Here is a 22452-nt window from a genome sequence, read left to right on the forward strand (position 1 = left end):
TCCAGAATGGCCGCATGCTCGTTATACATGTATACACGGTATACAAAAGCGTTTTGTAAGGCAAGCGTGCTCAAAGTCAGGCAGATGCTTATAGGTATACAATGTGTACCGTGTATACATGTGCTACATGCATTGCGCTCGTTGCACACATTGCGCTCGCTGTATGCATTGCACGCGCTACACGCATTGCACACGTTGCGGGGTGGCAGCTACGCCGCCTGCTGCTTGCGGCCCTCGAAGGCACGCACGGCTTCTTCGGTGACGAGCCACTTGTTGCCGACTTGCCGGCCCACCAGCCCGCCGCGCTTGGGGTCGAGCCGGAGGTACTCGTAGCAGGTGGTGGCCGAGAAGCCCAGCCGCATGGTCAGGCGGTCGTCGTAGCCCCGGCCGGGGGTGGGCTTGGTGCCCAGGTGGTAGGTGCGGTTTTCCAGGGCCGCGCCCGCCAGTCGCTCGCCCAGCTCACGGGCGGCCGTGTTGAGGAGTTCCATCTCGCGGGGGTGCGAGAGCTGCAGCTGAATGACGCCGTTTACTAATTCGACCTGCATGGCACTAGGCGGCTTTGCGCATGGGCGTAACCATGCCAGTGTAGTCGTACATGGGAATCACCACGGCCTCCACGATGCGCTCCAGGCGCAGGGCCTCGGCGTGGTCGGTCACGTCCAGCTCGGTGAAGAACAGGGGCCGGATGCCCCCGAACCACACCTCGCGCTGCAAGGCCGTGCGGAAGCGGCTGGCCTGGCGTCCGGCAAACGTGGTGCCCCGACCCGGCACGTAGGCCCGGACGCAATACGGGGTGCCGTCTACTTCTTCGTCGATGCAGTAGCCCAGCACCGGCAGCACCGTGCCCGTGGGAAAGTCCAGGACCGGGGCCGTGAGGTGCAGCAGGTCGCCGTCGGTGAAGCCCGTGGTGACGGAGAGCTCGGGTTTCTTTTTGCCGGGAGAGGCGAGCAGGGGGATAAGAGAAGGCTTAGGGGTTTTCATGATGTGAAAGCGTGAAAGCGTGAAAGCGTGAAAGCGTGAAAGCGTGTTGGTTGGTGTTGGAAGTAGGAGGGAGGTTAGGCGGCTTGTGCCGGTTCGGCGTGGGCTGCTTTCCAGGCGGCAAAGCCCGTGGGGTTGGTTTTCTGTGCCAACGCTTCCACGGCGGGCCAGTACTTGCTGTTGGTGTGCTCTAAGCGCACGATTTGCGAGAGGTTCGACACGTTCTTGCAGCCGGTCTGGGTAGCTAGTGTAACTGTGTAGTTGTCGGGCATCAGGTCCCGGATGCGGGGCGGGGATTTTTGGAGTTGAGCCATGATTTTGGGTTTTGTCCCTTTGTTAGGTACTAGAAAAAGCGGTGTACCTTGCAGGGGTTAGTGTTAGTGTTGGCAAAGCTATACGACATTTCTAGTAAACGCAAGAAATATCAATTGGAATCTACAAGAAAAATCGTAGAAAAGACGCAACAGCCTGTCCATGAGCGATTAATTTTTCTAATCGAAAGGTTGGCCGGCGGGGTGCAAGCGCGGTTCGCTGAGCGTGTTGGAGTACCGACGGGCACAATTGGCGATATTCTCGGCAAGAAGAAGTCTAAGCCAGGATTTGAGCTTACTGGAAAAATCTTGCAAGCATATCCTGAGGTTAGTGAGCGGTGGCTCCTGACTGGTGAGGGTGAAATGCTCAAATCCGACATTTCTAGCGATGGCCATCAAAATATTCTGCCATATCCTCCTGACCAGAACAACGTGCAGGCTGTGGGCCTGCTTTCTGAAATCCCCGTTATTGAATTAGGTCGAGTTAGCTTCAGAGCGCGTGCGTCCTTTAATTACGCACAGTTGCAACGCTTTATGAACAGCGAACTTTTCGACAAGGTACTGTTTCGGCTGCCGCCTGGACGCACGGCTGAGGATTACCAGGATGCCTTAGTATTCGACATCGAGGGGGACAGTATGGAGCCGAGCCTACGTGACGGACAGCAAGTCATTGCATGGCCTGTACCTGAGGGTAAATGGGAGTACCTACACAATACCATCTGTGTCGTGGACTACGACGACACAGTAACGGTGAAAGCCATTTTTGCCAACGCACTCTTCAACACAGACGGCCTGACGCTGCATGCCACTGGTGGAGCCGGCGGGTCGTTCACAGTGGCTCGGAAGGACATCCACTCTATTTGGGAGGTTAGAGAATTTTATGGGGTGGTGCCGGTGCGTTTGGTTGCTGCCTAAATTATTTGCGGTTTAGCTCGAGCAGAAACTTGGGTGTTTTTACTTTATGATGATGGCTTCTGCTTCAATTAATAAAACTGGAGTTTCAACGCCCAAGCGGGGGAATATACAATTTAGAAATAGGGCGCTTTGGTACGAATATTATGCTGGTTATTCGCCACAGTTCGCACTAGATGTAATTGAATACTTAAATGTTGATAAAGATTCAATAGTTTTAGACCCGTGGAATGGTATCGGAACTACTACTCTTGCTGCAAGCGCTGCTGGATGTTTGGGTAAAGGCTTTGATTTGAATCCTGTTCCCATAGTTATTTCCAAGGCGCTAAATGTAAGTGTAGGAGATAAGCAAAGTATTTTGCCTCTTGCGAAAGAGATTGTTTCTAAAGCAACAAGGCTTAGGAAATATGAGGATAATGAGCCACTGAGTATATGGTTTGGCTCCAGCGCTAGCAGTGCAATTAGGAGTATAGAAAAATCTATACAAGTTTGTTTAGTAAGGCAACGGAAACAAGATTATGCATTTATAGTCTCTGATACGTCTTGCGTTTCAGAAATAGCTGCATTTTTTTACCTAGCACTTTTTAAGACTATCAGAGTACTGATTGGGAAGTTTACTGGGTCTAATCCAACATGGGTGAAGAAACCAAAGCTCGATTCTGATAAAATAGATTATTCATTTTCGTTTATAAAGCAGTGCTTTGAGAAGGAAATAGCTTCTATGCTAGATTGCTTTAATCCTGTATTTGAATCAAGCCTTTCAGGAGAAATAGAGGTAACGGTTGGTGACTCGTCAAATATTCCATGTCGTTCAAGTACGGTGGATTTTGTTATGTCATCGCCTCCCTATTGTACTAGAATAGATTATGCAGTGAGTACGATGCCTGAGTTAGCCTTGCTGGGTTTTGCTGATACGAAGTTTGATACACTTCGCAGAAAGCTAATAGGTACTACTACCGTTCCCTCTATACAACCTTTTATATCAGAACAATGGGGGCAGAGTTGCAATATGTTTTTAACGAAGTTGAAATATCATTCTTCTAAAGCATCAGCTACTTATTATCTCAAAAATCACGTTCAGTATTTTGATTCCCTTTTTAAATCAATTTCTGAGATTAGTCGTGTTCTTAAAAAAGAAGGTAATTGCGTATTAGTAGTGCAGGATTCATATTATAAAGATATTCATAATGATTTACCGAAGATTGTGTCTGATATGGCATATGGAGTTGGTTTAAGTCATATTAATTCAGTCGGGTTTTTGGCTAATAACAACATGGCTGAAATCAATCCTGGTTCAAAAAAATATCGTTCTTCAAGTACTGCCACTGAGAGCGTACTCTTTTTTCAAAAACACTAGAATAACTTTCTTTTATGTCATCAGAAAGCAAGGTAGTAGACCTAATATCGCAAGTTGATGCAGCTTTAGAAAAAGCGCACTTACAGAGCCTAGATATATCATTTAACGAATTGATGGGCATGAAGATAGAGAAAGAGTTAGTTATTGACCCCGATTACCAACGTCTTTTCCAATGGTCGGAAGGTGCCCAATCTAGGTTTATCGAGTCACTACTACTTGGTATGCCAGTTCCACCTATTTATGTGATTGAAATAGAAGAGGGTAAATACTCTTTAATAGATGGCTTGCAGCGTATATCTTCTTATTTGCATTTTAGAGGTGCGTTAGAAGCAAAACATAAAGGCATTAGTCTTGGAGATGAATTGACGCTGTCAGATTGTGATATTGTCTCTGCTCTTAATGGTAAAAAGTTCAAAGACTTAGGTACTACACTTCAGATAAGACTAAAAAGAGCGTTCATTCGTGTGGAAGTTGTTAAAAAAGCAAGTGATGTGAGGTTTAAATACCACATGTTTAAGAGGCTTAATACAGGAGGAGAAAAGCTTACTGACCAGCAAATAAGGAATTGTACAATCCGAATGTTGGACCCTCAATTCAACGATTACATCGCCAGCTTGTCCGCTGACCCATCTTTTGCTTCTTGCGTAGGTATTATTACTGATGACCAGAAGGATGGATGGTTCGACCGGGAGCTAGTGTTGCGGTTTTTTGCATTTAAAAATCAACTAGGTAAGTTCAGGCATGACGTAAGGGATTTTTTAACTGACTATATGGAAGCAGTATCTGAACCAGACCCTTTGAAAAGGCTGAATTTTGACTATCAAAATGAGAAAGCAGATTTTGAAAAAACCTTTCAATTATTCGCTAAAACATTAGGAGAGAAAGCATTCGGCTTTCCTAACAAAAACCGTGATGCTATTACTAAAGGTTTCAGTGCAATGCATTTTGAAGCTTTGACTCTAGGAATACAAAAACATCTTAAGTCTATAGATTTAAGCAATCAAGCTGAGGTGTCTGCGTTGGCTACAAAACTCGCTGATTTGAAGCTAAATCCGGAGTTTGTAAAATTGACCTCTGGTGGTGGTAAAAATTCTCCTGGATTATTAAAAGCTAGAATAAAATTTGTTGAGGACTTTCTATAATTTATTATTAGCATGACTTTAATTGATTTTATCGCAGAGATTGAGGCTGATTATGCCTGGCGTGAGGATGAGATAAGATTTCATCATAACCTTATAGAAGGTTTATCTGAACAAGACGCTAATAAGCTCCGTAGAACAGCAATTTTAACTATGTATGCTCACTTCGAGGGTTATGCTAAGTTTTGTTTTGAACACTTTGTCAATATGATAAACGCATTGCTTGTAAATTGTGGAAATGCTAAATTTGAATTAGCAGCAAGCACATTGTACCATGTTTTTGAAGACTTGAACCGAGCCGAAAGTAAGTCGAAGATTTTTAAAAATACGCTTCCGAATGATAAAAGACTCAACAGGCTTAGCAGGCAAGCAGAATTGTTAGAGCGTATTGCTGTAATAGATAGTTTAATAGTGAAATTGCCGGATGATATTGTAGATACAGAATCAAACTTAAAGCCGGTGGTCCTTAGGAAATTACTCTTTGAGGTTGGGCTTGATTATTCTAAGTTTGACCATTTAGAGAACAAAATTTCTCGTTTGCTAAATGTTAGAAATGATATTGCACATGGCGGTCCTAAGTTTAAGAATGGTATTTTTTTATCTGATTATAATTTGCTTAGAAAAATGGCTTCAGAGGTAATGACAGAGGTCAAAAACTCTTTAGTATTGGCGATAAAAAATTCAGAGTATTTGAGATAGACCTATTATAATTATTTATTCTTGCTTGAATACCAAACCCCGCCCAACCAGCGGGGCTTTTTCTTTTGGGACCGGCACACGAAAGCCGGTGCCCAGCAGTTGAACCATTCCACCTTCACTCCTGCCCATGTCCACCAAAGAAGAAACGCCGGGAACCAGCGGGGAAATGGATGCCCACATCAGGCAGCTGCAGCACTACGCCACCCCATCCACTAACAGCCAAATTGTGTATTGGGCCTAATACAATCTGCGATAGGTCGCCTTTGGCGGCTTCAGCAGGCCGTGCTGGGCGCTGTCAAATGCGGGCGAGTCATGCGCTGGAAGCGCGTCTGGGTCGATTTCCGGGGTTGGTTCAGGGATGCCCTTCAGCAACCGTTTTCGCCATCCTTTCAGGGGCGGCCAGGAAATGCCCCAGGCAGCCAGCGTCGCTCTGGTGTAGCCTCCCCGAGGCGACTTGGCTTGTTCTAGTTCTTCCTTCGTCGGCATGGAGAAACAGTTGAGTGGTGTTGGAAGTCGATGCCGGTAGAAGCATAAAGCTAAATGGCATCGACGTATCCAGCACATGTACCACCCGGGTATGTGGAGCCCCTTGACTGATAATTTCTATCCTTTCGTTTATAACAAGGTTCCCTTTCCATGGCCATCAGACTGATAAAGTCTATCCTTTCGGGCGCCATTGTTAAGCACTTATAGCCTGACCTTTATTTGGTTTATTGCTTTGATTATCAAGGTATATTGATGAAGTAGGCTCTTGTAAGTGAAAGGATAGCTTTCATCAGCGAAAGGAAACTTGTGCAGGTCAACGCCACCACGGAGGACCACGCCCCGAGCGAAGAAAGGGGAGGAGTAGCCACAACAATACACCGGTCCTACCTTTGCAAATACGGCGGGGCGTGACCCAGCTGCTACGTGTTGTCTGCTTAGGATGAACCACTTTCCCCCGCTTCGCCGCGCCGCTGTGCTCCTGCTGCTGGCCGCCGCACCCCTGGCTGCGCAGGCCCAATCGACCGGCGTGGGCATCGGCATTACCACCCCCCGCGCCGGCCTCGACGTGAACCACAACAACGGCGTGCTCTCGACCGGCACCTTCGGCACGGGCACCATTCCCGTGCAGGGGGCCGGCACCCGCCTGCTGTGGTACCCCGCCAAAGGGGCCTTTCGGGTGGGCGGCGTGGACAACTTCGCGAACTCCTTGGGCTTGCCCGCGCAAACGAACGGCGCCACGGCCAGTACCTGGTGGGACGACGCCAACACCGGCAACTACTCGGCCGCCTTGGGCTACGCCTGCCTCGCCAGGGGCGACTACTCCCTGGCGGCCGGCTACGCCACCTCAGCCACCCAAACCGCAGCGTTCGCCTACGGCTACGAGTGCACCGCCAGCGGGGCCGCTTCCGTCGCGCTGGGCTTCGGGGCCCACACCAACGCCCGTCAGGGCAGCTTCGTCTTTGCTGACCGCTCGTCGACCGGCCTCTTCCGCGCGCCCGTCAATCACTCGGCCAACTGGCGCGTGACGGGCGGCTTCCGCGTCGTGACCGACGGCGGCGGCACCGATTCGTTCGCGCCCACGCGCGGCGTGAGCATCCTGCCGTCTGCGGGCAGCGGCGGCACCACCGACTGGGGGCAATTCGCGAGCGTAACGCTGATTGCCACCTCCAGCGGGGCCTACCTGAGCAACGGCGGCACATGGACCAATTCTTCTGACCGCCACAAGAAGCACCGGTTCGAGGCCGTGTCGGGCGAGGACGTATTGCGCCGCCTGCGCCGGGTGCCCATCACGCGCTGGAGCTACAAGGCCGACGCGCCCTCGGTGCGCCACCTCGGCCCCATGGCCCAGGATTTCCGCCGCGCCTTCGGCCTGGGAGCCGACAGCGTGAGCATCGGCACCGTCGACGCCGACGGGGTGGCCCTGGCCGGCGTGCAGGCCCTCGAAGCGCGCAGCCGCGCCCAGGCCGTCGAAATCACCGCCCTGCGCGCTCGCCTCGCGGCCCTGGAGCGCCACGCCGCCACCCCGGCCACCGGTTCCAATCTCCTGGCCCAACTGCCGCTGGCCGCCGGCCTGCTGGGGGCCGGCTTGGTGCTGGCGTTCCGGCGCCGGCGGAAGATGGAGTAGCCTTTTCCTGCAAAAAGCCCTGCCCTCACCCAGCGGGGCTTTTTCATGCCCACTCCCTACCTTGCCGCATGACCTTACACGATTTCAACCAACTCTCGGATGAGGTGCAGCTGGCCTACGTCTTCCAGCGCGGCACCTACCTGGCCCGGCGCTGGGATGACTTCCACCAGGCCGTGAACCTTTACCGGGTACCGGGCGGCTTCTTCGTGGAAGTGAACTACGACGTGGAGAAAAACGAAATCGAGTTTCTGTTTGCCTTCGAAGCAGGAAGCGAAGATGACCGGCTGCCGGACTACGCCATGTTCGTGAAGCTGCCGGACTGGGTGCCGGACACCGAGTAAGCATGTTTGGCAACCTCTTCGGCCCCCGTTACCAGTATGCCGTGGGCGATGGCGTGCTGCTGCCGGCGCGCAACGTCTTCTTCCAGGTGCAGTGGCGGGGCTACCTGGTGCTGGGCCCGCCTGGTCAGCGGCGGCGCGTGCCCATCTACTGGCTGGGCGAGGCGCATTGGGACTGCTACTACGAGGACGAGCTGGTGCCCATTGAGTCGCTGCCGTTTTAGGCAACAAAAAAGCCCCAGCATCACTGGGGCTTTTGCTTATTGATGCAGTTACGCTCAGTTCGCGTTAATTTACACTGTCTTCGGATGTTGGCAAAGATGTAGCTGTGATTGAAATGAATGTATTGCCAAAGTTGGAAAACAGCATGGCAATAAATCTGCCGTGGTAATGAGAATAAATAGCAGATTCTATTACTGCGTTGTCAGGCTTTACGATTACGAATCGTACCTCATCGGTTGTGTTAGGTGGAATGTATGCTCTAAACCATGCTTTACCATTCCACTGCTTAGGATTATGTGTAAAATACTTTGTGCCTTTTGGGGAGCTTTTACAATCCCATGTAGGCAGCTCCTTTTCAGGTTCTTCTTCGGTACTCTTTTCTTCAAAGGCTTTATAAAGAGTATTTAGAAACCCATCTGCGCTTCCGGTCTTGATGGTAATCATAGTAAGATATTCGTTTTACTTCCGCTTCCGATAGTGATTGCCAGTAGCCTTATTCTTGTACTTGCCGCCTTTGTGCGACGAGCCTTTGCCGTTCTTGTAGTGGCCACCTTGCGCGAAGGCAGGGGCGGTGACGCTGGCCAGAAAGCATAGCGTCATCAGGGTGAGGAAGAAGTTCTTCATGAAATAGGATGGGATTAAGTGAGCCGTAAACGTAGCGCTTATCCTATGGTAGCAACCACGTAGATATACCTGATTTAGTATGCACGTACTTATACTTGTTGACGAACTGGATATCAGTCAAATAAAGCTTAGCTAGGGCATTGCGGCCAGCTACTCCAGGGTCTACTTTTGGGAATGCATTTTCTATTTATGAGACCGATGTTGTTCAATCGAAATGAGTGTAGGTTTCAGGTGATTAAAGGCCTGCTGTTCGCCAGTTGGTTTGCCTCATCATTCTACTTCACCATCTTATTCACAGGTTACCCATGGAAAAAATCCTCACAAAACTTGGCGTATCTAACGCCCGACAGGCCGCTGATGCAATCGGTGCCAATTCTTGGGTGAATGAACTCGGGTCCATCCTAACCTTCCAGGTAAATGGCCAGCAAGTGACCGGTAGCTACACAACAGCTGTTGGCCACCCGCAACCAGGTCCGTCGCCACTGGTTGGGTTCGTCAATGGCACCCTCATCACCTTTACTGTCGATTTTGGCTCCTCGCTAGCAACCTGGGCCGGACAATTGCAACTTGAAGGGCCGCAACAGGGGCAGATAACGACGCTATGGCACCTGATGTCACAAGGTGCGGACGAATCGACCTGGCAGGACACATACGCAGGCGCTGATACGTTTCAACGACTAGTGTAGAAAGTGCGCAACCAGAAACAAAGGAAAAGCCCCGCCCTCACCGAGCGGGGCTTTTTCGTTATCACCCGCACCGGTATTAGCGCTGCTTGCGGCTGTTCAAGCTGCGGGTGGGCCGGGCCCCCGCCTGAGACTGATTGGCGCGCGGCTGGTCGGCCGCGCTGGTGCCGTTGTCGAGGTTGCGCTCGGGCAAGCCGTTGGGAAACGTGGGGCTAGTGGTACCGCCCAGGTGCTTGTTGGTGTAGCCATTGTGGTAACCGGGCACGGCCGCCGCGGGCACCGCACCGGATTGGGCGGGCAGGCCCGTCGTCTGTGGTACAGGCGCCGTGGTCGTTCTGCGGGGCACTTGGGCCAGGGCGGGACCGGCAACGAAAGTCAATAGGAGGGCGGGCAGCAGGAGCGTGCGCATAAGCAAGAGCGGTGAGGGAGTACGTGCCTTGTACGGCAAACGCACAACGGAAGCCATTGGTCTTTTGCGTAGCTTCCCTCCATGAAACACCTGTTCCTCTTCGCAGCCCTACTGGGCCCGGCCCTGGTGACGCCCGCTCGGGCCCAGGCCCCGGCGGCCCGGCCGGCCCCGGTCCAGTACTGCAGCCTGCTGGCTACCCAGGGGCTCAGCATCCCCACCAGCAAAATGGAGTTGAAGCTGGACTACGGGAAAGGGGAGGGGCTGTCGGAAACTCTGGCCGCGCAGATGAAAGAACAAGCCGCCACGGTGGGCGGCTTCACTGCCATCGTGGACGCGCTCAACTACCTCGGCACGCAAGGCTGGGAGTATTTGGGATTCAACTCCGTGCTCATTCGGGGAGACTACGTACACCGGTATATGCTGCGGCGGGCCATCCACTGAGCGGCACATTGAGGCATGAAAAGTCCCACCCACTCCGAGTGGGGCTTTTTGTTACCTTGCCCCCATGAAACACCTGCTACTCCAAGTGGCTCTGCTCGCGTGCTCCTTCGGCGCAACGGCCCAGACCACCCACCCCCGCACCACCCATAAAGCCGTCACCCACCACGCGGCGGCCAAAGTCAAAACCAAGACCAAGCACGTGGCTGCTGGCCCCGTGGTCTACTACTGCAACAGCGGCAACACGGTCAAGTACCACGCCTCCTCCGGCTGCCGGGGCCTGGCCCGGTGCGGGGCCTCGGTCGTGTCCATGAGCTTGGCCTCGGCCCAGCAGTCGATGGACCCATGTAAGTGGTGCTACTGAGTGCTGCGCGCAAATAAGAGAGGAGCCTCGCCCACCAGCGGGGCTTTTTCCTGCGCTTACCAAGCTGATGCAACGGCAATAAAAAAGGCCACCGTATCACAACGATGGCCTTAAAGCAGCGGGCGCGGCCGAGCGGTGTCTACCCCACCGGTTCAGCCAACACCCCGCCGCACGAGCAGGTCCTTCCTTTCCACATTTCCAGCCCGTGCGGGGTACTTATGGGGCAAAGTACGGAAGGGATTAATGTATATACAATGAAAAAGCCCCGGCCAACTGGCCGGGGCTTCAAGAAATGTGGAAAGGAAGGTGCCGGATGTACGGGACCTCCTGCGAAAGGTTGGAACCGTTGCCAACGCCGTCGTTTAGGGTAAAGCGGCCCCGTTGCTACCTTCGTTAGCATGAAGCTCACCTACCGCCAAGTGCTTTCCCGTCCCGATGCCGACGGCCGCTGCCGCGTCGTGGTGGATGTGGCCTGGGACGGCCGGCGGGCCAAGCTCACCACCGGCGTCAGCTGCCTGCCGGCGCATTTCAGCCCCGAAGCCCGGCAGGTGGTGATGCGCAAGGACCCGGACCACACCCGCCTCAACAACGAGCTGGCCAAGGTGGAGGCCGCCGTCAACACCATCTTCACGCTGGCTTCGGCCAATAACCGGCCCGTGGCTGAAGCCGAGCTGGTGGCTGCTGCCCGCGTTGCCCTGGGCAAAAAGCCCGCCCGCCGCGCCGCGCCGGAAGCACCCGTCGCCAGGACGGCGGCCGACTTCTACGCGCTCTGGCAGGCGGAAAACCCCGGCCAGACCTACAACAGCGCCCGCCGCTACCGCCAGGTGGTGGGCCACCTCGATACCTACCAGCCGCACTGGGACCTGACCGCCCTAACGCGCAAGGACCTGCTCGACTACCTGGGCCACCTGGCCGCGCTGGGGCTGGTCGACAGCACCGTGAGCAAGCACATCAAGTTTCTGCGCGAGTGCTTCCGCCTCGCCGGCAAGGTCATGCCGGCCTGGCTTAAAATCAAAACCCGCTACGGCCGGGCACCGGCATTGCAGCAGGCCGAGCTCCGGGCGCTCATGGCCCTGGAGCTGACCGAAGCGGACCTGCGCGAGGAGGCGGCCCTGTTCACCTTCCAAACGCTGCTCTTGCTGCGCGACTCCGACCTGCGGGCGCTGCGGCCGCACCATGTCGCCCCGGTCGACCTGCCCGGTTACCCGGCCACACCGGTGCTGAGCTTCCACCAAGCCAAGACGGGCGACGAGGTGCGCGTGCCGCTGCCGCCCGCCGCCGCGGCCATCTGGCAGGGGTGGGAGGGACGCCCCCCGGTACCCAGCCAGCAGGAGCGTAACCGACGCATGAAGCAGTTGGCCCGCATGGCCCAACTCACCCGCTCGTTTGTGCGCGTGCAGTATGTGCGCGGCGAACCCCAAGAAGAAGTGCTGCCCCTCTACAAAGTCATCACTACCCACACGGCCCGCCATACCGGGGCGGACCTGCTCATGCTTGGCTCGGGCGGGGATGCCAATCTGAAGGAGAAGGCGCTGGGCCACGCCGGCGTCTACGGCCACGACGCGCTGGAGCGCTACGGCCCCGCGTTGCTACAGGCCTGGGGGAAGGTGTTGGGGACAGTGGGTGCAATAGAAAAAAATGCACCCGCTTTGGCTGGCGCCGTACACCAGCCGGCACCAGCCGACGGCGGGGGCGGAGTCGTGTTTCGGCGGGTTTCTTACCGCTGAACGCGGCAGCTTATCAGAAGACCGACACCAAGTGGGCCCACAAAAAGCCTCTCTACAGCACGTAGAGAGGCTTTTTATTTGTTGGACAACAAATGCGACGATATTGTGAGGCATGCAGTGCCAAAAAACCGGGGCTGGTTGCCTCTAAACCCGTTAGTATTGCTTTATGAAGCATGTCTTGGTTGACACGGCCTGGGAAGTCATAAATTCGCTAGGGCGTTTTAATTAAGCCGTATCCTTTTCACAAAGCGACTCGCTTAAATGAGTGGATAATTTGTCCCATAGGGTGCACATCAATCGTGCTTCCGCCCATAGCTAGGCTTGTCGACGACATTGGCCACGTAAGCGACCTGCCGCTTGAGCCGCCAGTTTTTATACACGCCGTCGCCGTCGCGGCCCTGCGTCCCGCCCCCGGTGTTGCCCTCGATGGTTTGGCACATGGCCGTGCTGCCCCACAGGTCGAGAAAGCCGACGTGGCTCACGTTGGGCTGCCCCTATTCGTAGCCTACCAAGTCATAGAACTGTGGAGCCGGTTGGCTGGCGACCTGCCGGCCGTGGTCAAGCACGACATGGGCCTCAACCACGAGCGGGCCCAGCAATCCGGCCTTGCTTACCCGGTACACGGTATAGTACGGAGTGGAGGCGCTGGCCGAGTGCAGGCGCCGGAGGCACGGACCACAGTAGAAATTGTTTTATAAAAAAGTAAAATTGTAATATATATGATTATTTTTTTGTACACACGGACTGGAATATCCAGTCCGTGTGTACGCTTTTCCCTTTATTAAGTCAGTTAGTTAGCAGAGATTAAGCGCCTGGTTTAAATTTGATGGGGGCATGAAATTCAAGGCATGGTAGGGCCATTGGGTGTTGTTGTCCATCCACTCGTCCACGAGTTGGCGCACGTGAGCCAGCGAGCAAAAAAGGTGGGCGTTGAGTAGTTCGCGGCGAAACGAGTCGTTGAAGCACTCAATACAAGCGTTTTGGGTCGGCCTCCCAAGATGAATCTAGTGCAGGACAATGCCCTGCTCCTCACACTACTTACTCAGGCGGAGGCTGATAAATTCCGGCTTGTTACCCGTGCACAACTGGGCGGGTCGGCTATGGTACTGGACCAGGCAGGTCAGCACCTGCACGACACGGACGGCCGATAAAGAAAAATTGATTTCGACGCCCAGTAGTTTCCGGTTGTAATTGTCGAGAACGTTCAGCATTCGACCGGCAACCATCAGTCATCACGTCGCTGGTAAAGTCGAGCGACCAGCACACGTTAGCCGCAATAGATACGACCAAGGGTTTCTTGATGCAGGCAGGTACCCGCTTTTTTAGGCGCCGGGGTAGGTTCAGAGCTAGGGCCCGATAAATACGCAACGTACGTTTATAGTTGATGACTAAGCCGTTTTTACTCAGCCGTTGGTGCCGTTTCCAGAAGCCCCAGCCTGGGTGCTGCTTGGTCAAAGCCCGCAAGGCTACTTGGACGGGTTCGTCATCGCGCTCTTGTCCTACTTGGTAGTAACTGCCGTAAGAGCCTCACCAGAGCACACGCCCGCCGTTGGCTCCAGCCTTTGTTCACTAATCCCTACGTTGCCTAGCGCCGCAGAACTGATGCTTTTTTTCTTAGTATCTCCTTGGTGGCTTGGTTCTGTAAGCTCAAATCGGCAACCATCTGCTTTAGGTACCGATTTTCTTCTTTCAGGTGTTCGACCCGCGTTAACTCGGCCACGCTTGCGCCACCGTATTTGCTTTTCCACGTATAGAACGTGGCATTGCTCAGCCCGTGCTTGCGCACAAGTTGTGTCACCATCCAACTGCTGGCTTGTTGTTGCAGAATGGCCACTATCTGGGCCACGCTGAATCGTCCCTTTTTCATATCTCAGTTGTCAGGTAGTGAAAATACACTTTGCTCACTATTGGCGCTCTATTTAGGCAAGCATACACGTGCACTCCTCACCAATCATTACCCTTTACCATGATGAATCATCTACCTTGGCGGTTATGGTGCACCGTCATTCTAGGGCTGCTTGGCTATAGCCTGAACAGCCAAGCACAACCCATTGAGCCGCCTTGCCCGTACCCGTGCCCGCAAGGGGCTACTTCCCCATCTCTATCTACGGACCCTAACTCACCCGCCGTAGAGCGCTACATGGCTCGGGCCGTTTACATGAGAGGGTTGGCAAGTACTGTCAACGATGCACCGAAGCTAACGGCTCTGATTAAGAGCCTGACTGATATGAAGGCCTCCTTTATTGGAAATATCTTTGGCCCTTGGGGGACAACGTCAGCTTTCAATCCAGACTTTAACCCTCTGCCTGTGAACGCGACAAGTTCTTGCACTGAAAATACTCCGTGCTCCGAAGGCTGGTGCCATTCCAGTAGAGGGGTCTGTATTCCTTGGGGGCGCTACGCACTAGGCGATTTAGAGCGGACAATTACTGCCATCAACGCAGCCTATGACTGTGAAGGTCTGCGGCGCCCCATCATCCAGGCGTCTATCTTCGAATCAATTACGCGAGACACCCCAGCGGGACAGATGCCTGACTCGACCAAAGATGGTATACACCAAATCACGATTTCACCAATCGTCATTGATGAGTTTAGAGATGAAATCTTCAGCCTCAATGAGCAAACCCGATACTTTCGACTCAATGCTGATGGCACTTACACGGCTAAAACCGATGTAAAATTTGATTTCCTTCGGATTGCCTATCCGTGTAGCACTGGCTCTGATGGCAGCATCTCGTACTCCCCCGATGCCTTTCAGCTAGAAGGGCGCATGTGGCTTTTCCATGAAGCGAAATGCCTCGTTGACGTAGGCATAACTGCTATACACATGGGTCAGACGGGCATATGGGCGAAAATACGGATGGCAACCAATGAAGCGGCTCGAACACTTGCTTTGCAACAAGCCGCCTCGGTCGTCACACATATCCGCAACTATGCCAATAATCCCCAAAAAACTGTGATAGGCCCTACGGGGATGGTAACATATGCCTACAACAGTACCGCCACGAATGCTTCAACGCCGTTTGTGCTACTAGCTTCGGAAGCATCCAGTATAAATAGGGGGAAGGACCAGAACGGAAATTATACAGAACCGTTTGGAATGGTTAAAATGGCTTACGGAACAGTTAACGGATATCCTAAACTGCTTTTTGACTTCATGGCGTCGGTATTGCGCCCACGTGACATCATCCCCGAAGGAGAAGCAGACCCCTGCACCGGCATTACATGCCCTACTGTTGGCGGTGTAGGCTGCCTGGAACAGCGCAGTACGGCCGACCCCCGATGCACGGTGATGAGCGAGCCCATCATTCCACCTAGCACTGAAATCACTCCATCGGGGGAACTCCCCATGACCATTGTTGACCCTTGTCATGGGGGAGGGTTATTGCCAGATGGTGCCGGCATATCCCCTATCGGAAAGGTTTACACCGTCCAGACCCCTTACCTTGCCGGCTTGGATGGCTGGGAGGGAGAGTTCGGGCAGCGGTGTGATGCGGAATACACCGGTCCTGCTGAACGTGGTTGTCGTAATCCCTTGTATCTTAGAGGTTCTAACTTCCCGTATGCAGACGATGGCACCTGGTTCATGAATCTGGCATTGATACCAGATGCTTCATTAAAGGCATTAGCAATACAATACCAAGCCCAGTGGAGTAAGTACTATGTAAGGGCGATTCGCAAATTTTCGATTAATGCGTCCGCAACGTTTATGCATCCCGCCGGTATGTTGGGGGCTTTTGATGACCGAAATAAACCGCATTGGTGCCTTACCGATGACCCGGCAAAGCAAGTCCAGAACGCCATCAGGGAGGCGTGGGAGCCAGCCGACACATTAAAGGTATCCGCTATAGCTACTACATGTGGAGAGGTTGTAGTAGCTCTCCCGTGGCGTAGTTGCTCACCACACGTTATCAAAGCGCCCAAATGGCTTTTCATGATTGCAAACCCCTGTGCTGGCTCGATATATACTTGGCACCGCCGTCGCCCCGATGGTAGTTATGAGGAACTGGCCTATGGCCCAACTCTAGAATATATTCCTAACCAACAAGGGCAGTACGACATTGCCGTTCAAGAAGATAATCTAGCGCTTCCCACTGCTTCAGGGAACCGTTTTTATTCAATGCCTCCTAATAGCAGCTACTCCGATTTTACATGCTGTAATACTTCCCCGCCAGCAACGGCAACGAACCTAAAGCTGCTGCCGTTTTCAGAAGACGAGTTCCATGCCAAAATGGCTGCAACTACTTTGGTAGCCAGTACAGCCACAGACCAAGTGAAAGGGATTGAGCCATTCCCTAAGCCTACGTCCGATGAGTTGAGCATTCGTGTCCTTGCGGTGAAAGCGGGTCGTTTGAAACTACAGATAAGTAACGTCCTAGGCCAGGAAGTGCCTTTGCCTCTTACTACAAAATTCGTAAGTGAAGGGCCTGGCATCACCATTCCCGACACCTCAATCTTACCACAGGGGGTATATATCTTGCGCGTCAAGTTCAACGACATGTACCAGACCAAACTCTTCACAAAGCTCTAAAAATAAACGGGTACTAGATAGAAAAGCCCCGGCCAGCTAGTCGGGGCTTTTTCGTAGTTTGGCGTCATGAAAAAGATGCTACCCGTCTTACTGGTTGCCTGCCTGATGGTTGGCAACTAAACGGGTGTTGGGCCACTGTGCACAAAATTCTTAGCCCACGAAAAGCCCCAGCGGTGTCCAGCAGCTGGGGCTTTTTGGCTTTGCCTAGCGTCTTACCAATACGAAATGACCGCAATGCTTCTTATTGGACGGCACTGATGTATTCTATGAAGACACTCAAAATGCTTTATTGATATTTTTTATCGATAAAGCCATAGTCGCAATCAGACTTATATATTCCTTTTTACATAAAAGGAATATATATACTTTCGTTTGTCATTTTTTCATTTTCTCAACCCTTCTATGAAAGCAAATTTTATTTCTTTACTAGCCGCGACAGTTCTGGGGCTTGGCCTCGGTAGTACGCAGCGTGCCCAGGCGCAGGCCCCCTGCAGCAACCTAATAACTAACGGCAATTTCGAAGCCCTTTTTCCTTACGGGGTTTCCGGCTCCATCGGCAACGCCAACGAACTGCCTAACTGGACCACCCTTTATGGACGCCCGATTTCTATCACACGAGTGCGCCTACCACGTCCAGCCAGAGTACCAACCCGGCGTACGCTCCATTTGGTCACTTTGCGCCTTACGACTACAGTAATGGCAGTTTGGGCATCCTCGCGCTGCAAGATGTGGGCACCTATTATTATACGGAGTACACCGCACAGCAATTGCCCAATGTGCTCGCCACCGGGCAATACTACCTCAGCATGCGGGTCCTCAGCGCTGGTAATGGGCGATTCGCCGCCAAGGTAGGGGCACGGCTCTCATCACAAGCCTCGTTAGGCAACGCGCCGGCGCGCGACGGCATTGTTAACGGTCCCTATCCCGGCGCATATAGCCAAAGCGTCATAGCTGGGACTAATTCTACCAACCCATCTGATCCTAATAGTGAGTGGACCCGGGTCTCAAACCAGTTTCATGTTGACCAAAGTGATGCATTGAACCATCTCATCATTGGCAACTTCGACGCGAACCACGAATTGAACGAACCGCGTCCTTGGGCGCAATGGCCGTACGCCTATGTGTACGTTGATAACGTCGAGTTGTACAAAATTCCTACGGCGGGCCCACCCAACGTGGCCTGTACAGGAACCGGGGCAACACCTGGGGTAACCATTGGCGAAGGGTGTTCCATCCCAGGCGCACTCTACTTTTGGATTCCTTCGACAGGCCTTAGTTCTCCTACTAGTATAACGACAATGGCTAATCCAAATACGACGACGACCTATACGCTAGCCGTTATCTTGCCGGATCACAGCATTTCTTATTCCACTACCACGGTCACACCTTGCCCATGTCCAGCCCCTACTGCTCTGCCGACTTGTGCGTTGCTTGGCGACCCCGTGACGCTGGCTACCACGCCAGTTAGCCCCTGTAATAGTAATTACGGGGATACGTACGAGTGGAACGGACCATGGGGGGGCAACCTATTCACGTCAAACCAGTTAAATCCCACCTTGACAGCGGTACAGGCCAGCGACAACTTTTACTGGGGTGATTACACGTTGACCGTTAGACGAGGCGGGGTGGTCATTTCAACAAGCACCACGTCGGTATATCCCCTTAATCTTGTCGCTATTAAGGACCATGCACAGGGCGGCCAAACAATTGCCGACTACACCACAGTGTGTCAATCGGATAATATCTTGTTCGTACCGTTTGGCAATGGCTCAACGCAAGGCACTTGGTCGATAACTGGGGGCCCCTTTACACGATATGGAACGTCTCCCACCTATCCGGATGGCTACTGGGTTCGCCCAGATGCGCCTACGCCGGGCTCACTCCCTGTTGTCTACACCGTCAGCTATACCGCGCCGTGTACACAGGCACCCGGCAGTAACAACCCCAGCACCATTACCACCTCTTTTCACTTCGTTTCTGTTGTCCGAACCAGCGCCTGTGGGCAAGCGGCACGCACCACAATGGAAACGCCAAAAATTTCCACTTATCCGTCCCCAGCAGGAGAAGAACTCACTGTTCAGATAGGCGAAGAAATGCTCAGTGACGTCCAACTGGTGAACAGTAAAGGGCAGGAAGTGAAGCAGCTGCACGCCATGCAAAAAGCCGGGCATTTCAACGTTTCGGACGTGCCCAATGGCTTATATTTATTACAGGCTCAACCTGTCAACGGTCAGGCACAAACCGTGCGCGTCATGATTCAGCACTAACGCCTCGGTTTCCTCCTGCTTCAAAGCCCCAGCCGTGTCCAGCAGCTGGGGCTTTTATATTCAGGGCATGAAATACCCGGCTGTCCGTCACCGCCAACGCCTGCCCTCGAACGTGCGCTTTCGCCGGCGCTACTGGCTGTTCTGGTTTTTTTGTGGCTGGCTTTGCGTTGGCCGCCTGGGAATGGTAGCAGTGGGTGGGCGCTGGCTTAAGGCCTCAGGGGTGACTACCATGCGAACGGATACATGACCGTTTTGGATGGAGAATCGAGTTCACGAAACTCATCTCCATTTGACGTTTCGTGAACGTTGATTAATGAACGGGTTTCTTGAACTCAATCGGGTCTGTAAGCAGCTTTAGTTGATAAGGACAGGCTTCACAGCTGGTAGTTCAGGAAAACGAGGGTTTGGGCTATCCTTTCAGCAATCGGCCGTATGCCTCGAAAGTCGCCGCGACAAAAGGCTGGTCGTCCGGGGCAGCCTCTTGCACCCGGCCGTCCTCGTCAACGGTGGCGGACATGGCTTGTCCCGCCCGGCAAAGAAATGCGCCGCCTTGTTCTTCCAAGTCCAAAAACGCGGTGGTGTGGAGCTCGCGGGCCAGTTCCCGAAACCACTGCTGCACGGCTGCGGACCGCTCGAGCAAGCGGCTCATGTCCGAGGTTGCGGCCGTGAGCTGCACGTACACGTCCGGCAAGCCGTCCCGCCGCAACGTGGACAAATACCAGTACCCGACCCGTCCCGTTGTGTCAGTGGGAAAATAACGGGGATCGAGCCCTTGGCCCCGGAAAGCTGGACTACCAGCGGGTTGCCCCAACGCTTCGGTGCGTGCACGGTCGAGGTATGCGCGCAGCACGTCGTCAAGGGGGAAGTCAAGGGTCACCGCGGTGCCAAAGGGGGCGGGGAGTTCTTCCACGGTGCCGGCTTGCCGCAGCCGGGCCTGTAAGCGCGATTCCTCCGCAGCAGGCAGCACAAAAACAACACTGTAATCGAGGCCCATGAGGAAAGACGGAAAAGTGTAGACTGGAGAGGGTGCGGCGACAAAAGAAGGAGCATGTATCGAAGTTTCGCAACTTTTGCTTAGTTCACATAAACGGTGGTCTAAATTAAGGAGGGCTTGGCCCAACACCGAAAGAAGCAAAATTAAAGCGGGAGGTAATCGTCACCGATTTCCTGAATGTGTTCGTTGTCACTGGCGCGGCACAGCACCAGAAAAGCCGCCAGTTCTTCTTGGTACTGCAGGAGGGTATAGAGCTCGGCAATGCGTCGATAGTTCCAGTCGTCGTTGTCGGCCAAGTACAGGGCAATCAAAGGCTGGAGTTGATTCCTGAACTCAGGGTCCTCTTTGTGCTGGGATAATATCTCCCGGTCCAAGCGGATTTTATCGAGGTCGGTGCTGTCGATGGCGAAGCTTAGCACCCGCGAAAGCAAGGGCAGGAGTATCTCAAGGCCGGGGTCGAGGGCACTCCACAGCGACAAAGCCGAGAGACTATCCTCCGTCAGCGCCTTATCCAAATCGAGAGCCAGCTGCTCCTTGTCCTGCAAGACAGCATACTGGCGCATCCCATACGCTCGTGCGGATTCGCACAGCTGAAGCCACTGAGTTGAATAGGTCATTGTGCTGAATAGTACTGACGCAAGGGTGCCAATGTTCAAGAAAACGGTGGTCTAAATTATCGAGCGTAAAACTGTTCATGCTGCTATCTTCGACTCGATGAAAATAAAGGTTGGGGCTTGGCTACTTGCGTACTTCGTCGGCTTGACTTCCTGCCAGCCTATCTCCGAGCGGAGCGTGGGGCTACACGAAGACCCGTTTTACCGCTCCACCGGGGGATTTGATAGCCAGCGACTGCCGTTGCTGGCCCCCTATGAAGCCATTAGCATCAACCGACGGGATGGGTGGATAGTCAAGCTCTTTTCTGATTCTGGAGCTGTTTCCTCGGTGTTTCATGCGCAACGCATGGCCATCTGCCAAGCGAAACTATACCTGGCTGCGAAAGGCGTGAATTATGTCCGCGGGAGCGAAGTGTCGGCGCTCTGGGTGGTGCTTGCCCCGCCGTATCAGGAACGGGTGTTCGTGGACTCCACCGCCTTCTATCAACACAGCCCGCTGCGACTTCAATGGCGCAACATGGACCAAGCGTACCTGGAATTTGTGCGGTCGAAAACCACACCATGACAACAAGCGGCCGTTTTTCCTGCTGCTATAGGTAGTAAGCAAAGCTCTTCCGCGTTCAGGAAAACGGTGGTCTAAATTAAGGAGCGGTTAAGGAAGCTTACGTCGCTTCACTCTTCTGCGGGAAGTAGATAATGCCCAGTACCTCCTTCAAATTTTCCTCTACAAATAGAACGCAGTCGCCCTCCAGGCACTTGATTTTGAGAAGACGGATGTTGGCCAGTGAGCTAGCAGCCATTGCTTCTACCGCCTCCTTTAATCCCTCGTAAAATTCCCCTGTGACGTATTGAGTTAATCCCAGACGGGTCTCATAGACATGGTATAAATGGTAACGGGGCATGACAAAATCCACCGTAGCCGAAGGGGCCAGTTCTTGAAGGAGCGCGAGTAGTTCAGGATTAGAAGAATCCCCCTTGGCCATTAATTCGTACAGTAAATGTTGTGAAATAGGTAGCATGAGCGCAGGAAAGGCGGTAAAACGATAAGATAAGCACCCTACTTACAAGTATAGCCCAAAGGAGAAATGGGCGTTCAGGAAAACGATGGTCTAAATTAACGAGCCTATCTTTTGGTCATGTTTCCTTGGAAGAAGACGTTTCTCGCTAGCAGTACCCTTCTGTTGTCGTGTGTTCTGCTTGGCCCGTTCGTTAGCGGGAAAACGGCTGGTTGCCTACCATCCCAGCAGGGAGGCTCGCCGGTTATGCCCCGCGAAGGAAAGCATGCACTGGGGTGCGTTTATGATAGGCAGGGCCGAACACGCTACTACGTGGTAACGGATTTTTATCGGGTACGAGCCGCTCAACAACTCCATGGGCACAGCCGGGTGCTCTTCCTCAGTCCCCAGCACGTCGTGGTGGCTCAATATGAGTTGAGCCTGCCCGAAGAGTTGCCGTATCAACTAGTGCAGAATACGCTGTTCTTTGGCCAGGCCCTGGCCAAAGGCCGCCAGTACCAACAACGGATTGACGATTTACCCCTGAGCCTCTGCGTTGAGCCAAACAACTGTTATCTCAAGGCGGCCCTGAAGTAGCGTAAACCATACCCTACAGGGTTCATTCAAACGGTCCGAAGGTAAACCAGCTGCGTCTGGTGAAAGGAGCCATTAATTTTAATAGACCTTTGCTAGCAGGTATTACTTCGCCGCACTAGTTCCCTGTGTCTACTTCTTTGCGC

At 53.2% G+C, this 22452-nt stretch carries 29 protein-coding genes; 15 read left to right on the plus strand and 14 right to left on the minus strand.

Annotated elements, in window-relative coordinates; translation table 11 throughout:
* Positions 1-209: 209 nt before the first annotated feature.
* From J4E00_RS17705 to J4E00_RS17715, 3 genes are all read right to left on the minus strand, one after another.
* Entirely contained in the window at positions 210-545 is a 336-nt protein-coding gene (locus J4E00_RS17705; protein ID WP_208176576.1) for a hypothetical protein, read from the minus strand.
* A gap of 4 nt (positions 546-549) precedes the next feature.
* On the minus strand, positions 550-981 hold the full coding sequence (locus tag J4E00_RS17710) for a hypothetical protein (RefSeq protein ID WP_208176578.1): 432 nt from the start codon (positions 979-981) through the stop codon (positions 550-552).
* Between the two features lie 74 nt (positions 982-1055).
* Complete coding sequence (locus J4E00_RS17715; protein ID WP_208176580.1) at positions 1056-1292, minus strand: hypothetical protein; 237 nt, start codon at positions 1290-1292, stop codon at positions 1056-1058.
* Positions 1293-1361: 69 nt separating this feature from the next.
* On the opposite strand from J4E00_RS17715, the gene J4E00_RS17720 reads away from it, so the two are divergent.
* The 4 genes from J4E00_RS17720 to J4E00_RS17735 are packed head-to-tail and all read left to right on the plus strand — an operon-like array spanning position 1362 to position 5396.
* The gene (locus J4E00_RS17720) at positions 1362-2204 is read left to right on the plus strand and encodes a S24 family peptidase (protein WP_208176583.1); all 843 of its coding nucleotides are present in this window, start codon (positions 1362-1364) and stop codon (positions 2202-2204) included.
* A gap of 46 nt (positions 2205-2250) precedes the next feature.
* Entirely contained in the window at positions 2251-3558 is a 1308-nt protein-coding gene (locus J4E00_RS17725; RefSeq protein WP_208176585.1) for a hypothetical protein, read from the plus strand.
* 14 nt (positions 3559-3572) lie between these two features.
* On the plus strand, positions 3573-4700 hold the full coding sequence (locus J4E00_RS17730; RefSeq protein WP_208176586.1) for a DUF262 domain-containing protein: 1128 nt from the start codon (positions 3573-3575) through the stop codon (positions 4698-4700).
* 12 nt (positions 4701-4712) lie between these two features.
* Positions 4713-5396, plus strand: coding sequence for an MAE_28990/MAE_18760 family HEPN-like nuclease (locus J4E00_RS17735; protein WP_208176587.1), 684 nt, complete (start codon positions 4713-4715; stop codon positions 5394-5396).
* 237 nt (positions 5397-5633) lie between these two features.
* Here J4E00_RS17735 and J4E00_RS17740 read toward each other — a convergent pair whose 3' ends face one another.
* The gene (locus tag J4E00_RS17740; RefSeq protein ID WP_208176588.1) at positions 5634-5882 is read right to left on the minus strand and encodes a hypothetical protein; all 249 of its coding nucleotides are present in this window, start codon (positions 5880-5882) and stop codon (positions 5634-5636) included.
* Between the two features lie 439 nt (positions 5883-6321).
* On the opposite strand from J4E00_RS17740, the gene J4E00_RS17745 reads away from it, so the two are divergent.
* From J4E00_RS17745 to J4E00_RS17755, 3 genes are all read left to right on the plus strand, one after another.
* The gene (locus J4E00_RS17745) at positions 6322-7506 is read left to right on the plus strand and encodes a tail fiber domain-containing protein (RefSeq protein WP_208176589.1); all 1185 of its coding nucleotides are present in this window, start codon (positions 6322-6324) and stop codon (positions 7504-7506) included.
* Positions 7507-7574: 68 nt separating this feature from the next.
* Complete coding sequence (locus tag J4E00_RS17750) at positions 7575-7847, plus strand: hypothetical protein (RefSeq protein ID WP_208176590.1); 273 nt, start codon at positions 7575-7577, stop codon at positions 7845-7847.
* A 2-nt stretch (positions 7848-7849) separates the two neighbouring features.
* Positions 7850-8068 (plus strand): hypothetical protein, encoded by a 219-nt coding sequence (locus tag J4E00_RS17755; RefSeq protein ID WP_208176591.1) that lies wholly within the window; start codon positions 7850-7852, stop codon positions 8066-8068.
* Positions 8069-8132: 64 nt separating this feature from the next.
* Here the strand turns inward: J4E00_RS17755 and J4E00_RS17760 are convergent, their stop codons facing one another.
* Both J4E00_RS17760 and J4E00_RS17765 read right to left on the minus strand, forming a co-directional pair.
* Positions 8133-8510, minus strand: coding sequence for a hypothetical protein (locus J4E00_RS17760; RefSeq protein ID WP_208176592.1), 378 nt, complete (start codon positions 8508-8510; stop codon positions 8133-8135).
* 15 nt (positions 8511-8525) lie between these two features.
* Entirely contained in the window at positions 8526-8690 is a 165-nt protein-coding gene (locus J4E00_RS17765; RefSeq protein WP_208176593.1) for a hypothetical protein, read from the minus strand.
* Between the two features lie 305 nt (positions 8691-8995).
* Between J4E00_RS17765 and J4E00_RS17770 the strand changes: the two genes are divergently transcribed.
* Positions 8996-9376: an avidin/streptavidin family protein gene (locus J4E00_RS17770; RefSeq protein WP_208176594.1), complete on the plus strand. Its 381-nt coding sequence runs from the start codon at positions 8996-8998 to the stop codon at positions 9374-9376.
* 76 nt (positions 9377-9452) lie between these two features.
* Here the strand turns inward: J4E00_RS17770 and J4E00_RS17775 are convergent, their stop codons facing one another.
* Complete coding sequence (locus J4E00_RS17775) at positions 9453-9782, minus strand: hypothetical protein (RefSeq protein ID WP_208176595.1); 330 nt, start codon at positions 9780-9782, stop codon at positions 9453-9455.
* Between the two features lie 81 nt (positions 9783-9863).
* Between J4E00_RS17775 and J4E00_RS17780 the strand changes: the two genes are divergently transcribed.
* The 3 genes from J4E00_RS17780 (at position 9864) to J4E00_RS17790 (ending at position 12311) form a co-directional block, all read left to right on the plus strand.
* Positions 9864-10223, plus strand: coding sequence for a hypothetical protein (locus J4E00_RS17780; RefSeq protein ID WP_208176596.1), 360 nt, complete (start codon positions 9864-9866; stop codon positions 10221-10223).
* A gap of 64 nt (positions 10224-10287) precedes the next feature.
* Entirely contained in the window at positions 10288-10584 is a 297-nt protein-coding gene (locus tag J4E00_RS17785; RefSeq protein ID WP_208176597.1) for a hypothetical protein, read from the plus strand.
* Between the two features lie 398 nt (positions 10585-10982).
* The gene (locus J4E00_RS17790) at positions 10983-12311 is read left to right on the plus strand and encodes a hypothetical protein (protein WP_208176598.1); all 1329 of its coding nucleotides are present in this window, start codon (positions 10983-10985) and stop codon (positions 12309-12311) included.
* Between the two features lie 293 nt (positions 12312-12604).
* On the opposite strand, the gene J4E00_RS17795 is transcribed toward J4E00_RS17790, so the two are convergent.
* From J4E00_RS17795 to J4E00_RS17810, 4 genes are all read right to left on the minus strand, one after another.
* Positions 12605-12793: a hypothetical protein gene (locus J4E00_RS17795; RefSeq protein WP_208176599.1), complete on the minus strand. Its 189-nt coding sequence runs from the start codon at positions 12791-12793 to the stop codon at positions 12605-12607.
* Positions 12794-13105: 312 nt separating this feature from the next.
* Positions 13106-13315, minus strand: a complete 210-nt coding sequence (locus J4E00_RS30300) for an integrase core domain-containing protein (protein ID WP_208176617.1) — start codon at positions 13313-13315, stop codon at positions 13106-13108.
* Positions 13316-13345: 30 nt separating this feature from the next.
* Positions 13346-13522, minus strand: a complete 177-nt coding sequence (locus J4E00_RS17805; RefSeq protein ID WP_208176600.1) for a hypothetical protein — start codon at positions 13520-13522, stop codon at positions 13346-13348.
* Between the two features lie 374 nt (positions 13523-13896).
* Positions 13897-14178, minus strand: a complete 282-nt coding sequence (locus J4E00_RS17810; RefSeq protein ID WP_208176601.1) for a transposase — start codon at positions 14176-14178, stop codon at positions 13897-13899.
* A gap of 360 nt (positions 14179-14538) precedes the next feature.
* Between J4E00_RS17810 and J4E00_RS17815 the strand changes: the two genes are divergently transcribed.
* Positions 14539-16842, plus strand: coding sequence for a T9SS type A sorting domain-containing protein (locus tag J4E00_RS17815; protein WP_208176602.1), 2304 nt, complete (start codon positions 14539-14541; stop codon positions 16840-16842).
* Positions 16843-17546: 704 nt separating this feature from the next.
* Complete coding sequence (locus J4E00_RS17820; protein ID WP_208176603.1) at positions 17547-19109, plus strand: T9SS type A sorting domain-containing protein; 1563 nt, start codon at positions 17547-17549, stop codon at positions 19107-19109.
* Between the two features lie 409 nt (positions 19110-19518).
* Here J4E00_RS17820 and J4E00_RS17825 read toward each other — a convergent pair whose 3' ends face one another.
* Both J4E00_RS17825 and J4E00_RS17830 read right to left on the minus strand, forming a co-directional pair.
* Positions 19519-20103, minus strand: coding sequence for a hypothetical protein (locus tag J4E00_RS17825; RefSeq protein WP_208176604.1), 585 nt, complete (start codon positions 20101-20103; stop codon positions 19519-19521).
* 143 nt (positions 20104-20246) lie between these two features.
* A complete protein-coding gene (locus J4E00_RS17830; RefSeq protein ID WP_208176605.1) occupies positions 20247-20720 on the minus strand; it encodes a hypothetical protein in 474 nt (157 codons plus the stop codon).
* A gap of 97 nt (positions 20721-20817) precedes the next feature.
* On the opposite strand from J4E00_RS17830, the gene J4E00_RS17835 reads away from it, so the two are divergent.
* Entirely contained in the window at positions 20818-21282 is a 465-nt protein-coding gene (locus J4E00_RS17835) for a hypothetical protein (protein ID WP_208176606.1), read from the plus strand.
* A gap of 97 nt (positions 21283-21379) precedes the next feature.
* Here the strand turns inward: J4E00_RS17835 and J4E00_RS17840 are convergent, their stop codons facing one another.
* Positions 21380-21736 carry a hypothetical protein gene (locus J4E00_RS17840; protein ID WP_208176607.1) on the minus strand — a complete coding sequence of 119 codons (357 nt, stop codon included), beginning with the start codon at positions 21734-21736 and terminating at the stop codon, positions 21380-21382.
* A 309-nt stretch (positions 21737-22045) separates the two neighbouring features.
* On the opposite strand from J4E00_RS17840, the gene J4E00_RS17845 reads away from it, so the two are divergent.
* Positions 22046-22309 (plus strand): hypothetical protein, encoded by a 264-nt coding sequence (locus J4E00_RS17845; RefSeq protein ID WP_208176608.1) that lies wholly within the window; start codon positions 22046-22048, stop codon positions 22307-22309.
* The last annotated feature ends 143 nt before the right edge of the window (positions 22310-22452 follow it).

It is taken from the genome of Hymenobacter negativus (assembly GCF_017571495.1).
Taxonomy (GTDB): Bacteria; Bacteroidota; Bacteroidia; order Cytophagales; family Hymenobacteraceae; genus Hymenobacter; species Hymenobacter negativus.